The following is a 12,433-nucleotide window of genomic DNA, read 5'->3' as shown; positions in this document are numbered from 1 at the left end:
GTGCTGCCCACCGTCAGTCCTTCGTCTGCTGGTTGGTGACCTTGGGCGGCGGCCTGTCAGGGGACGGCGACGGGGGCGGAGGCGTCCACGGTTTGTCGGCAGGCTGACCGGCGTGCTTACCGTCATCGGACATGTGGCTCTCCCGGTTCGATGCGATGGGTGTGGATAACCTGCCTCGGCTGTCAACGTCCCCAGGAGCGTGGCAGCCGAGGCAGGAGTCAATGGGGGGGGGCTCAGTGCGGGATGCCCTCGATGATGTCGCGGGCGCCCTGGTGCAAGAGGTCGGCAGCTACGCGAGTGCCCAGGACAGCGGGGTCGTTGGCCGATTCGCCCCAGAAGTGGGCGTTGGCGAATTTGGAGCCGTCGCGGTTGAAGACCATCCCGCGCAGGCTGAGTTGTCCGTCGGGTTCGGTGACGCAGTATCCGGCGATCGGGCTGTTGCAGTGCCCGCGCAGGCCGTGCAGCATCACGCGCTCGGCCGTTGCCTCGGCTTGCGTACGCGCGTGGTTCAGGCGCAGGAGGAGACCGGTCACCACGTTGTTGTCGCGGCGGCACTCTAGGGCGAGAACGCCGGCCCCGACGGCAGGGAGAATCTCGGCAGGCGTGAAGATCTGCCGTGCCCGATCGCTCAAGCCCAGGCGCTCCAGTCCGGAGGCGGCCAGAACCATCGCGTCGAGCTTGGTATCCGAGGCCTTCTTCCCGTCGAGTTTGTGGATGCGGGTGCCGACGGTGCCGCGGATGCGGATGATCTGGAGGTCGGGGCGCACGCTGTTGATCTGTGCCTTGCGCCGTACGGACGAGGTGCCGACGTAGGCGCCCGGCGGCAGGTCGTCGAGGGTCTGCACGGTGGATCCTGCGGGGGTGACGAGGACGTCGTGCACGTCGTCGCGCTCCAGCATCGCAGCGAAGATCAGTCCATCGGGCATGGGGACGTCGCCGGGAACGTCCTTGAGGCAGTGGATGGCCATGTCGATGTCGCCGCGCTGAAGTTGCACATCGATGGCCTTGACGAACAGGCCCTTCCCGCCGAGCTTGGCGAGATCGCCCTGCCACATATCGGCCTCGGTCTGGGTGGGGACGACCTCCGTCTTCAGGTCCGGCTCGAGCTGGTGGAGGAGGGCGCGCACGTGCTCAGTCTGTGCGAGAGCCATCGGGCTCTTGCGCGTACCGATGCGCAGCGGGCGGTCGGTGAGGGTCACGGTGTCTCCGGGGTGCGGTGGATGTAGTCGGTGGGGCCGGGGAGGCCGGGCGGGACGCCTACGCGGGCAGCGATTCGGGAGTGGACGAGTTCCTTGGCACGGGTGTGGTCCGCCCACTCGATGCCATCAACCTCCGTCTCCTGGAGGACGATGCGGTCGACGTCGTCAGCGGTGAGCCGGGGGCCCGCGAACACGAAGTTCAGCCTGCCGCGCCGACCGGGTGTGCGAGCCTGGATCCACTCAACGGCCAGGAGCGGGCCGGCCGTCAGGTCCAGGCCCAGCTCCTGGCGGACCTCCCGCTCCGTGGCCGCGCGCGGCGACTCTCCCGGCTCGACGAGACCGCCGGGCAGAATCCAAGCGGGGCGCCTGCCGATCGTGTGGACGAACGCGACGCGGTACGCCGGCCTCGCGGCGATCAGCATCCGTGCCGTCACCGGAATGCCCGCAGGGATCACGTCTGGCATCGGTCCGCCTCGCAGAAGGGGTTGCCGGGCGCGGGAGTGACGCGCCAGAACGATGTGGCGATCGCCCGGAAGGAGCGATGGCTTGGGTGGGACCCGGTGTGTTTCAGTGCCCAGATCTCCGGCGTGCTCTGCTCGTGGCCCGCCTCCGAGGCGTCGCCGCACGTGGTGCACTCTGCTTCGTAGACGGGGCCGGAAGCACCGGGCTCGGTGTCGGGCCCGAGAGTCCATTCCGCAGCTCGAATGATGCTCCTTGTCACCGGGCCCCCTCAGTGAGCGGCAGTTGTCCGCAGTCGATGAGCTCGGCGACCACGTGTCGGGAGAGGACGCCTCCTGGCGCGCTCACCGAGCGGCCTTGCATCGCGCACAGGTGCACGGCGGGAAAGCCAGAGTCTCCGGCAAGCGTTCGCGGTCACCCTCGCGCACCGTGAGTTGAGTGCGCGGCGGGAAGCGTCTGCCCGTCCCGGAGTTCGCCTCATACACCTTGATCGTCATCACGGGTCGTGCCCCCGTCGAGTCAGCCAGCAGGGATGACCTGACCGTAGGGACCCGATGTGCACGCACTCCAGCGATGTGCAGAACTGTGCACACAACACGCTGCACGCCTGGAATCGCGTATCGCACTCTTGACCACCCGGCCCATTCGACAGAGGCTGGTGCACACAACTGCACATGCTGACGCAGGAGGCTGACATGTCGTTAGTGTTCATCGGTATCGACCCCAGCACCGGGGACAAGCAGAGCCCCACAGTCTGGATCGACCAGGAGAAGCAGGAACTCGTCTTCCAGGGCTGGAAGCCGGGCCCCGAGCTCGAAGCGCAGTGCGCCGCCACAGAGGTTCCCGGACACGCCAAGGGAATTCCGGAAGGCGAGGCCGTAATCCGTATCCCCGCCAGGATGGTGCACATGATCAGGGAGGCGTGCGATGCCGTCGAGCGAGCCGACATTCGATGAGCTGATCGAGTCCTGCACGCGCTCCGCTGTGCACCTCGAGATGCGAGACTCCTACGCCGTCGACTACGAAGATGGCCCCTTCTCTGCCTGGAAGGACGGCTTCCGCCACGACCCGGCGGATAGGGACTCGTGGTGGCGTCCGTGGCTCGACCTGATCGAAGCCACCGTTTCCCGTGGCATCGTCGTACGCCGGGCACGCATCGTCTCCGAGCCCGTCAGCGAGTACACCAAGTTCCTCTACGACGGCACCTTCACTAACGTCGCGGCCGGCGAACAGGTCCGCTGGCTCCCCCGTCGCAAGGCATCTCAGATCGCACTGCCCGGCAACGACTTCTGGCTCTTCGACGAACGCTGGGTCCACTGGAACCACTTCGCAGGCGACGGCTCCTGGATTGGTGAGGAAATCACCGACGACCCGGCAGCGGCCAAGCTCTGTGCAGAAGCCTTGGAGTCCGTATGGGCGAAGGCCACCCCACACGACGACTACAAGATCCACTAGCAGAAGACAACGGCAGGCCAGCTCATGCCCATCTCCCCCTCCTCGTCCGCGCAGGCCGCCCGCGAGTCAGTCGCACGGCGCCTACGCGACATCCGGAAGAGCGCGGGGCTGACGGTCAGCGAGCTGGCCAGCCAGTGCGGCTGGCACCACGCCAAAACGTCCCGCATCGAGAACTCCCGGACCGCCCCATCAGCCACGGATATCCGGCGCTGGTGTGAAGCCTGCGGACATGTCGCACAGGCCGGCGACCTCATCGCTCAGTCCCTGAACGCTGAGTCGATGTATAGCGAATGGCGCCACCAAGTCCGCAGCGGCATGAAGCAGCTGCAAGACAGCTGGGTCCAGTTCTTCCACGAGACGAGCCTCTTCCGCGTCTACTCGTCGACGATGGTGCCAGGACTCCTACAGACCGAGGGATACGCTGCCGCGCTGCTCAGCACCATCGCGGACTTCCGAGATGTCCCTGTCAACGACGGACCCGAAGCAGCAGCAGCCCGCGTTGAGCGGTCCCGCGTCATCCACGAGCCTGGGCACCGCTTTGTTCTCCTGATCGAGGAAGCGGCCCTGCGCTATCAACTCGGCAGCCCGGAGGCGATGGCCGCACAGCTGGGCTACCTGCTGACCGCCGGCGCGCTGCCGTCCGTGTCGCTCGGCATCATCCCCATGGCGACGAAAGAGCGACGGATCTGGCCACAGGAGACGTTCCACGTCTACGACGACAATCTGGTGTCGGTCGAAATGCTCTCCGCCCAGGTGAACATCACACAGCCGAGTGAGATCGCCCTGTACCTCAAGGCGTTCGAGGAACTGCGCGGGATGGCTGTGTACGGCGCGGCCGCCCGCGCGCTGATCGTGAACGCCATCGAGACCCTGCACTGACCCCCGGACGCAGGAAGACGCCCCCTCCCTTGTGGTTGCGGTTGTGGGTGCGCCAGTTTCCGACCTCGACGATCTTGACGCCCTCGGCGCGCAGGGCGCCGAGGAGCTGCCCTGCTGTGAGCGGTGTGGCTGCCGAATCGTCGAGCGCGCCCGCGCGGTGCGTCGCACGCTCCCACGGTGCCCGGCGATCCCCACGCGCATAATCCGCTGCCCCTACAGGTATGCGCCGTGAAGGCGCTCATCGAGAAGCCCTCGCCCATGCGGCGAACGGTGACCGGCGCGGCGTCGACCGTGCACTCGTCCGGAGCCGGGCGGTAGTGCCCCAAACAGACAGGACGTCAGCGGCAGCCCAGACGGCGAGCGGGCTGGAAGCGTCGCCATCTGAGCCGAGAGGTTGAGCGACAGGTCCGCCAGCTACTCGACGAGACGGTCCGCAGCATTGACGCCGCCGCGCTGGTGGGCCTGTCGTGCATTGCTGACGGACCCGATGCCTGGTTCGCCGAGGCCGTGCTGGCCCACGGCGGACGCCTCGAAGTCGTCGTCCCCGCAAAGCAATTCCGCGAGAGTCTGCCGGAAGATCACTGGGCGGTGTACGACGAGCTGATGCGCCTTGCGGTCGAGGTCCACCACACGGGCATGACGGTCTCTGACTCGGAGGCGTACATGGCGGGCAGTGAGATCCTCATCGGCTTGGCCGACGAACTGATTGCGGTGTGGGATGGAAAACCGGCCTGGGGATATGGCGGTACAGCCGATGTAGTGGCATGCGCCGAGCGCAACGGAGTGCCCGTGCGGGTGTTGTGGCCTGAGGGCGCGAGCCGCTCCTAGCCAGTTCAGCTAGGACCTGTCCGGCCGATCATGTGACCAGCGCCTTGGAACCGGTCCACGCGTATCTGCCGCCTGCCATGATCGGCCTATGAGTGAGTACTCCTGGCCCTCGGAGAATGGCTGGAGCCCGGCAGTCGATCCCGCTGCGGCCTGGTCCGTGGCCGTCCGCGTCCTGCCTGTCGGCACTCGGATCACCGGTGAGGTCATCGGCCGGCAGCCCTTCGGCGCCTTCCTCTCCATTGAAGGCCACCCTGACGCCATTGGCCTGACCAGGGTGAACAGGATGCCCAGGTGCATGGAGCTGCCGACCGTGGGGCAACGCGTCACGGGCGAGGTTGTGTGGCACTCCGACCACAATCACCAGGTGGGCATCACTCTCAGCGAGTGGGCCCGGCATGAAGACTTGACGGCTCGCTTCGCGGAGCGGGTCGGTCAAGTCGTCGTCGGACGTGTCACAACGATCGCGCCTTTCGGAGTCTTCGTGCGCCTCGCCGAATGCGTCGAGGGGCTCCTTCCGCTCAGCGAGCCGTCTCTGGATCCTGCGGAAACCCTGCGCGAGGGCCAGGAGATCTCCGTGGAGATCATCACCGTCGACCTTGAGCAGCCGTTCCCACTCCGCGTCCGACAGATCACCGCGTTCACCCCGCCCCACACCCGGAACAACGCGCAGAACAAGCTGCGGTCACGTGATCGGCCGGACAGCTCCTAGGGCCTGTCCGATGGGTCACCCGGCTCCAAGGTGTTGGCCGGTAAGGGCCCTCCGCGCGGGGTAGTGATGCAGCACAACCGGCCCAGACGAGGAGAACAGCGTGCAGAAGGCTGAGCTTTACAAGTTGGACCTCTCGCGCGTGAGGTGGGTGAAGTCGTCCTTCAGCGACGGAATGAACAACTGTGTCGAGGTGGCGCAGTTACCTGGTGGCGCGGTCGCGGTGCGCGACTCCAAGAACCCTCACTGTGAGGCGCTGCGGTTCACCGCAGCCGAGTGGTCCGAGTTCCGCAACGGTATCGAGGCGGGTGAACTGCGGGGCTGAGCGCCCGGGGCGCCAGGAACGCCGGCGGGCCGGTGCCAGCCTGGTCGGGACCGACCCGTCGGACAGCTCCTAGGAAGACGTTAGCCACGCTTGATGTCGTATCTGGTGGCCACGGCTCGGTTCTGCTTGAGGCGGTTGATCGTTCGTTCGACGGTGTTGCGTTTCTTGTACCGCTCCTCATCGAATCCGGGTGGCAGTCCGCCGCGTGAGCCTCTGCGCAGGCGGGCGGCCTGGCTGTCGGTCTTCTCCGGGATGGTGTGCGGGATCCTGCGACGTCTCAGGTATTCGCGGCAAGGTCCGTTGCTGCATGCCTTGTCGGCCGAAAGGCTGTCCGGCTTCTTGCGGGACCTGCCCAGTCCGCCCCTCGGGACGCGGAGCCCGAACCGTTCGGGCAGATCACGCCACGGCACCCCGGTCCGCACCCGGTGCAGAATCCCATCGATCACCTGTCGATGGTCCCGCCGTCGGTCTGCAACGTCTGTTGCTCACCGGGAGGAACGGCTGCAGCCGTTCCCAGTCAACATCTGTGAGATCGCCCCGCCCCATGTCCGGAACAACGAGCCAGCCATGAAGCAGCCACATGATGGGTCATACAAGTCAGTCCGATTCAGGGGACCGCTTCTTCGCTGTCCCATCTGCGGTGCGAGAGTGGGGGGATGGCGACATGGGAGCAGTTCGAGAGCGAGGCCAGTGACCTCGCGTCTGTGGTGAGGGCTCGGTTCGAGAAGGCCGAGACGCACATCTTGGCGACATTGCGCAAGGGCGGGTCGCCGCGCGTCAGTGGATCCGAGGTCGCCTTCCGGGGGCCGGAACTGTCGTTCGGATCGATGCTGAACGCGGTCAAAGCCCTGGATCTGCGGCGGGACGGCCGGTGCGCAATCCATGCCCATCCGGGTGAAGGGGACGCTAAGGTCTCCGGGGTCGCGTTCGAGGTGACGGACCCTGAGCAGAAGAAGATCTATACGACCGGCGAAGAGCCGCCGGGTGACTTCCACGCCTTCCGTCTCGATCTCCGTGAGGTCGTGCTCACAGCCGTCGAGGGCGACGAACTCGTCGTCCGCCTCTGGCGTCCAGGCCTGCCCGTGGAGACGTTCCGCCGCACGTGACCGCGTACGCCCAGGTCTTCCATCCGGGCGATCATCAAGATCGCCCGGACAAGTCTTACGACCTCGGGGGAAATTGAGATCTGGGCGTGGTGGCCTGGCGGTTCGGCTGGTGGTGATCAGCAGGCAGTGTCGCGGACGAGGACGAGCTCGGTGCTCGTCTGTCGGCGGGTGGCCCGCTGGGCGGATCGGTCGGATACGAGACCGGCGATCGCGAGGTGGGTCTGTGCGTAGGTGTCGCGCCGTCCAGTGAAGCGTTCAGATGTTTCGATCCTCGGACCCTCCAGCCAGTGGCCGCCGCCTTACGCCCTAGATGAAGTACAGGCCCTCCATGTCCCGCACCGCGTCCTCCGAATGCTGCACGCGGAACGCGGTGGCCTGCATCTCCTCCCACCCCCACGGGTCTGAATGGCCCAGCGCCAGACCCGCCAGGCGGGACCACTCGATTTCGTTCAGTGCCTCGTTCAGGTCGACGCCGGCGTTGTCGAGCATCCAGCTCTTGAGATCCAGGGAGGCGATCACCGCCTTCGCGTCACCGCTGACGACGAACGGCTCGTCCCCGGGCCAGCCGGAGGCGTGGAACATGGCGCCGTCCGGCAGCCACACGATGTCCTCGGTGTGCTCCATGCCACCGTGGTAGGCGACCCGGCCCACGATCCGCGCATTGGGGAATCGCTCACGCAGCGCACCGGCCGCCGACCTCAGCGGCTCGTCATTCCCGTCGGTCGCGAACGCCGGATTCACGATGCTCAACATGCCCCCCCACGCGGCGGCATGGACGATGTCCAGATCGGCACGCACCGCTGAGGGCAACGGGGTCTGCACGGAGCGCGGGCCGAGGTCTTCCAACACCTCCTCAATGCCCTCGAACGACTCGGCGAACGCACGTGCCCACGCCGGGTCTTGAGGCGGGAGGCTGCGTGCATCGACGTTGAACGGCGACTGGGCCACCGTCAGGTGGCACAGGCCCATCGAGCCGCGAACTATCCGGTCCGGCGCAGAAGTCCAGTACTTGGTATCGGTCATGCGGGTCACCGTAGCGACAGGGGGCGACAGCCGGTCCACGGGTCGGCCCCTGTATCAGGCGGCCGGAGACAGCGGCGCTGGTGCGGCACATGATCGTTTCAACCGGAGCCCCCCGTTCCAGCAACTCGGTGATCGCCGCAATGCGTCCAACGACCTCGGGGAAATCGTGATCGCCCCGGTCGAGCCGTGACATGAGAAGGACCACACGGGTTGGGTGAGTTGTGAAGCTGACCTGGGCCCGTGCGGTCTGTTCCCATCCTGCCCTGTCCGGTGTCTCCCGCGCACATTTCGGCGAGTTGTTCGCCGAACTCGCCGGACCGTGGGAAGCGGCCCGCCAGTCCGCGCTGCGTGCGGCACGGGGTGGCCCGCGCCGACGGGCGGAAGGGGCTGGGCGCAACCCGAAGCTGGTCTTTTTCGACCGGCTGCTGGTCACCCTGGTCCATCTGCGCCACCAGTTGCCGCACGCGGTCCTCGCCGAACTCTTCGCCGTGGACCGCTCCACCGTCTCCGAGGCCACCCGTCAGGTCCGTCCGCTCCTCGCGGCCCGCGGGTTCGCCGTACCCGATCGGGCGGGACTGCGGCTGAAGACCCTGGAGGACGTCTTCGCCTATGCCGAGGCCGAGGGCATCGAGCTGCGGATGGACGGGGCCGAGACTCAGGTCCGCCGCCCTCAGGCGGGGCGCCCGGGCCGCCAAGCGTTCATCTCCGGCAAGCGCAGGCAGAACACCATCAAGACCACCACGTTCAGCGACGGCCAGGGCCGCATGCTGCTGTCCGGCGTGGTACGGCCGGGCCGCGTTCACGATCAGACCGCGTTACGCACCGAGGGCATCGGCGAGCAGTTCCGGACCCGTCCCACGTCAAGGCCCGGGTCGACTCCGGATACCAGGGGCTGGCCAAGGAGTTCCCCGACCAGGTCAGCGCACCGCCGAAGAAGCCCGCGGAGGAGGCGTGCGACGGCGACAAGTACGCCTGGCAGGAGGCCAGGCGCCGCCAGTCCTCGGCCCGGATCTGCGTCGAGCACACCAACGCCGAGCTCCGCCAGTGGGCGCCCCTGCGCAGGTTCACCGGACGGCGCGACACCTACGCCGAGACCCACCTCGCGATCGCCTGTCTCGTATCCGACCGATCCGCCCAGCGGGCCACCCGCCGACAGACGAGCACCGAGCTCGTCCTCGTCCGCGACACTGCCTGCTGATCACCACCAGCCGAACCGCCAGGCCACCACGCCCAGATCTCAATTTCCCCCGAGGCCGTTAGTTCAGCTGGTTCAGCAGGCGGTGGTGTTCCGCCTCCGGCACCTGTTCGCCCGAGGACGGGAGCAGTTGGGGGATGCCGTCGACTATGGGGTAGCGGCGGCGCAGGCGGGGGTTGTAGAGGGTGTCCTCCAGGGGGAGGAGGGTCAGGGGGCCCTTGTCCAGCGGGCAGGCGAGGATCTTCAGCAGGGGGTCATCGGGGTTCATGGGTCAACTGCCTTGGTGGTGAGGTGGGTTGGGGAGTGTTGGTGGTGAGTGTGAGGAGCACTGCCACTGCCAGCGCTGCGCCTGCCAGGCGGAGGGTCAGGCGCAGTGGGTCGGTCGGCAGGGACTCGCCGAAGGCGAACGTGCCGAGGACGGCCGTGTAGAGACAGGACGTTGTTGTGCACACCGGCACGATGAGTGACGCCCGGCAGCGCTGGAGTGCGGTTTGGGAGAGGACCAGGCCCGTGGCTCCCGTGATGAGCAGTAGGTACGGGTACGGGGACTTCAGTAGTGCCAGTGCGGTGCCTGTCGGGTCGGTGAGGGTCAGGTGCGCCGATACGCCCTTGATCGCCAGTGAGCTCACGCCGTAGACCAGGCCCACCGCTACGCCGTACTCGACGCCGGAGGTGGGCGGCCGGTGGCGGCGGGCCGATCGGCGCTCTGTGCTGACGTACAGCGAGAAGCCTGCGGCGAGTGAGAAGCCGCTGATCAGGAGGATCAGGGGGGCGGGGGAGCTGTGGCCGATGCTGTCCGTTCTCTGGCTGAGTGAGCCGACCACCATGAGGAGCGCCAGCAGGATCGCGACTATGGCGTAGCGCTCGCGGTGTGAGGTGCGTTCGCCCAGGGCGGCGGAGGAGAGCAGGAGGAGCAGGACCAGGCCGGAGACGAAGAGGGCCTGGGCGGCGGCCATCGGGAGGGTTCGGTAGACGATGAGCTGGGCGGCGAAGCCGGCTGCCAGTGCGAATGAGCCGGCCAGCCAGAGTGGGCTGCCGAGGAGTTGGCGGATCAGGTGCGCCGGGCGGCGGACGTTCAGGGCGGGGAGCGCGGCCAGGGCGCGTTTCTCCAGGACGAAGCCCGTGCTGTACAGCACGTTCGCGAGGAGTGCGGAGGCTACGCCCCACCACATCCGGCTCAGTCCCCGGCGCGGCGGCGGGCGTGCGCGAGCAGGATCGACGCGGCGCTCGGTGCGGCGCAGGCGAGGCGGTCGAGGGGGCGCAGGGCGCGTGGTACGCCGTGGAACGGGGCTCCGGCGATTCTTATTACCTCGAAGCCGGAGGCTGTCAGGAACTCTCGCAGCGCGCGGGCCGTGTAGAGGCGTAGGTGGCCTACGACTTCGCGGCCGGGGCGGCCGTGGATCGCGCGCAGGCTCACCTCCGAGAAGACGGGCTGGACTCCGGCGAGGAGCAGTGCGCGGTTGTACCAGGCCGCGAGGTTGGGGGTGGAGAGCATCAGATGGCCGCCGGGGGCCAGTACGCGGCGCAGTTCGTCGAGGGCGCTGTCCGGGTCCACCAGGTGCTCGATGACCTCGCTGAAGAGGATCGCTTGCGCGGCGCCGTTGCCGAACGGGAGGCCGCCGTCGGTCAGTTCGCCCCGTATTACGTGTTCGATACGGGTCGATGCGCGGCGCAGCGCGTCCTGCGACCAGTCGACGCCGATGATTCGGTGCCCGCGGAGGAGCGGCGTGGCGGTGGCGGCCGCGGTGCCGTCGCCGCAGCCGATGTCCAGGACCGTGGCCGGGGGAGTGGGCGGCCCCAGGGCGGCGGCCAGCATGCGTGCCTGGCGCAGGCTGCGGGGGGCGCCGGAGGCTACGGGGACGGTGGGGTCCTCGTAGAAGTCGCGGAGGGTGGGTGGGCGTGGTGGTGCGGATGTGCTTTTCACTGGGTTTCGCCTCCCTCTGCGGTCGCGGTTGCGGCGAGGTACTCCGTGAACAGGTCGCGCAGCCGCTCGCCGTCGCCGGCGCCGAGCAGTGCGCTGGACCAGCGCAGGGCCAGATGCAGCTTGCCCGCTGTGCTTGCCGTGGTGACCGTCAGGCCGCGTGGCATCCGGGCCGGCGCGGAGAACCAGACGGCTGTCGCCCGGCCTGTGCCCTCGCCGAAGTCCAGGGGGTACGGGACACGGCCGATGTTGCTCAGGAGTGTGGTCGAGGTCCACGGTGCGACGGCTCTGCGCAGGCCGCGCGTGATCGCCGCGCGGACGCCGACCGGTAGTACAGGGGCGGTGAGCAGGGCCGCGCCGTGGCCTAGCTGGGGGCGGGGCAGGGCCTTGAGGGCGCGGGTGCGGCGGGCGGTGAGGTGCAGGAGGCTGGGGGTGGTGTGCGTTGCCAACTCCTTTGGCGTGAAGGGGACTTCTACCAAGCGGGTGCCGTTGCCTATCGGCATGTCCGGGCCGCGGGGGCGGTCGTCCACCGGCATCGTGATGCGCATGGGGCGTGGGGGGCGGTCGTGTTCGTTGTTCCAGTGGGCGATCATGCGGGCCGTGGCGACCATGAGCTGGTCATTGACCGTGTACGGCGCGGTGCGCGGGCGGCTGGGTACGGGGAGCTCGGTGATCAGCATCCCGTTGCCGCCGGCGACAGTGGGCGAGCCGGGGGCTACGCGTGCGATAGGGGCGAATCCGGTGCCGCTCAGGGGGCCGGGCTGATCCTGGGGCGACTGCGGTGCGGCGGGGCGCGCGGGGGCGGCGGTCGCGGGGGCGTTGCCTTCGCTGTGGCCGCTGTACAGCTCGGCGGCGGTGGCGAGGACGCGGAGGCAGGCGGGGCCGTCGAGGGCGGTGTGGTTGACCGTCAGGAGAAGTACGCGGCCGATCACTTCAAGGCGTACGGGTGGGGAGAGGGCGAGGGGCGGAGCGAAGGCGAGGGCGCGCTCGCGGGCGCGGGGCAGTGCGTCCGGGGTGGCCGGCGGGAACGTTACGACGTCGGTGTCGGGGGTCCGGGTGAGCTCCCACTCGTACCGGCGCCGGTACCAGGGGCCGGGCGCCTCCCGCATCAGGATGCGGGGGTGGCGGCGCAAGGCCTCGGCGAAGGCGGCGCGCAGGCGGGCGGGGTCGGGCTGCGTGGGGAGGTGGACCTCGATGTGTACGGTCTCGGGCTCACGGGGTTGCAGGCAGTGCCGGGTTACTTCGTCGACGACGGTGAAGGGCACACGGGCGTGCGGGGGCTGCGGTGGGCCTCCGGGGCGGGCGGGGTGCTGAAGTGCGGTCATCTTCCGTTCCCG

At 68.2% G+C, this 12,433-nt stretch carries 14 protein-coding genes and 2 pseudogenes; 8 read left to right on the top strand and 8 right to left on the bottom strand.

From position 1 onward, the window contains the following. Positions 1-233 precede the first annotated feature (233 nt). Together hemC and J7I98_RS24885 are read right to left on the bottom strand one after the other, a co-directional pair. Positions 234-1,199 carry a hydroxymethylbilane synthase gene (gene hemC, locus J7I98_RS24890; protein ID WP_308377922.1) on the bottom strand — a complete coding sequence of 322 codons (966 nt, stop codon included), beginning with the start codon at positions 1,197-1,199 and terminating at the stop codon, positions 234-236. Further along, on the bottom strand, positions 1,196-1,663 hold the full coding sequence (locus J7I98_RS24885) for an NUDIX domain-containing protein (protein ID WP_214925679.1): 468 nt from the start codon (positions 1,661-1,663) through the stop codon (positions 1,196-1,198). The genes hemC and J7I98_RS24885 overlap by 4 nt, the downstream gene beginning before the upstream one ends. Before the next feature lie 690 nt (positions 1,664-2,353). On the opposite strand from J7I98_RS24885, the gene J7I98_RS24880 reads away from it, so the two are divergent. The 6 genes from J7I98_RS24880 (at position 2,354) to J7I98_RS24855 (ending at position 5,851) form a co-directional block, all read left to right on the top strand. Then, positions 2,354-2,614, top strand: coding sequence for a hypothetical protein (locus tag J7I98_RS24880; RefSeq protein ID WP_214925675.1), 261 nt, complete (start codon positions 2,354-2,356; stop codon positions 2,612-2,614). Beyond that, a complete protein-coding gene (locus J7I98_RS24875; RefSeq protein ID WP_214925671.1) occupies positions 2,586-3,113 on the top strand; it encodes a DUF6879 family protein in 528 nt (175 codons plus the stop codon). The genes J7I98_RS24880 and J7I98_RS24875 overlap by 29 nt, the downstream gene beginning before the upstream one ends. 24 nt (positions 3,114-3,137) lie before the next feature. Continuing rightward, the gene (locus J7I98_RS24870) at positions 3,138-3,992 is read left to right on the top strand and encodes a helix-turn-helix transcriptional regulator (RefSeq protein ID WP_214925668.1); all 855 of its coding nucleotides are present in this window, start codon (positions 3,138-3,140) and stop codon (positions 3,990-3,992) included. Positions 3,993-4,373: 381 nt separating this feature from the next. Continuing rightward, positions 4,374-4,820 (top strand): hypothetical protein, encoded by a 447-nt coding sequence (locus J7I98_RS24865; protein WP_214925759.1) that lies wholly within the window; start codon positions 4,374-4,376, stop codon positions 4,818-4,820. A gap of 88 nt (positions 4,821-4,908) precedes the next feature. After that, the gene (locus J7I98_RS24860; protein WP_214925658.1) at positions 4,909-5,529 is read left to right on the top strand and encodes a S1 RNA-binding domain-containing protein; all 621 of its coding nucleotides are present in this window, start codon (positions 4,909-4,911) and stop codon (positions 5,527-5,529) included. 100 nt (positions 5,530-5,629) lie between these two features. Further along, positions 5,630-5,851 (top strand): DUF397 domain-containing protein, encoded by a 222-nt coding sequence (locus J7I98_RS24855; protein WP_214925655.1) that lies wholly within the window; start codon positions 5,630-5,632, stop codon positions 5,849-5,851. An 80-nt stretch (positions 5,852-5,931) separates the two neighbouring features. Here J7I98_RS24855 and J7I98_RS42945 read toward each other — a convergent pair. Then, positions 5,932-6,397, bottom strand: a pseudogene (locus J7I98_RS42945) (transposase). A 110-nt stretch (positions 6,398-6,507) separates the two neighbouring features. Between J7I98_RS42945 and J7I98_RS24845 the strand changes: the two are divergent. After that, positions 6,508-6,957 (top strand): pyridoxamine 5'-phosphate oxidase family protein, encoded by a 450-nt coding sequence (locus J7I98_RS24845; RefSeq protein ID WP_214925651.1) that lies wholly within the window; start codon positions 6,508-6,510, stop codon positions 6,955-6,957. A gap of 306 nt (positions 6,958-7,263) precedes the next feature. On the opposite strand, the gene J7I98_RS24840 is transcribed toward J7I98_RS24845, so the two are convergent. Beyond that, positions 7,264-7,980, bottom strand: coding sequence for a DUF6333 family protein (locus J7I98_RS24840; RefSeq protein WP_251021132.1), 717 nt, complete (start codon positions 7,978-7,980; stop codon positions 7,264-7,266). Between the two features lie 221 nt (positions 7,981-8,201). Between J7I98_RS24840 and J7I98_RS42625 the strand changes: the two are divergent. After that, positions 8,202-8,768 (top strand): annotated as a pseudogene (locus J7I98_RS42625) (transposase family protein); the annotation flags it as partial. A gap of 468 nt (positions 8,769-9,236) precedes the next feature. On the opposite strand, the gene J7I98_RS24830 reads toward J7I98_RS42625, so the two are convergent. From J7I98_RS24830 to J7I98_RS24815, 4 genes are read right to left on the bottom strand one after another with little or no spacing between them, the layout of a single operon-like run. Continuing rightward, a complete protein-coding gene (locus J7I98_RS24830; RefSeq protein WP_214925645.1) occupies positions 9,237-9,443 on the bottom strand; it encodes a Trm112 family protein in 207 nt (68 codons plus the stop codon). Continuing rightward, entirely contained in the window at positions 9,430-10,347 is a 918-nt protein-coding gene (locus J7I98_RS24825; protein ID WP_214925642.1) for a hypothetical protein, read from the bottom strand. Before J7I98_RS24825 ends, J7I98_RS24830 begins: the two co-directional genes overlap by 14 nt. A 5-nt stretch (positions 10,348-10,352) precedes the next feature. Further along, positions 10,353-11,099, bottom strand: coding sequence for a bifunctional 2-polyprenyl-6-hydroxyphenol methylase/3-demethylubiquinol 3-O-methyltransferase UbiG (locus J7I98_RS24820; protein ID WP_214925639.1), 747 nt, complete (start codon positions 11,097-11,099; stop codon positions 10,353-10,355). Further along, the gene (locus J7I98_RS24815; RefSeq protein WP_214925636.1) at positions 11,096-12,421 is read right to left on the bottom strand and encodes a condensation protein; all 1,326 of its coding nucleotides are present in this window, start codon (positions 12,419-12,421) and stop codon (positions 11,096-11,098) included. The genes J7I98_RS24820 and J7I98_RS24815 overlap by 4 nt, the downstream gene beginning before the upstream one ends. Positions 12,422-12,433: the final 12 nt, after the last annotated feature.

This window comes from Streptomyces sp. ISL-98 (genome assembly GCF_018614055.1).
Classification (GTDB): domain Bacteria; phylum Actinomycetota; class Actinomycetes; order Streptomycetales; family Streptomycetaceae; genus Streptomyces; species Streptomyces spiramyceticus.
Note: the sequence above shows the minus strand (reverse complement) of the source record. Positions and strands in the feature narration are given on the sequence as shown.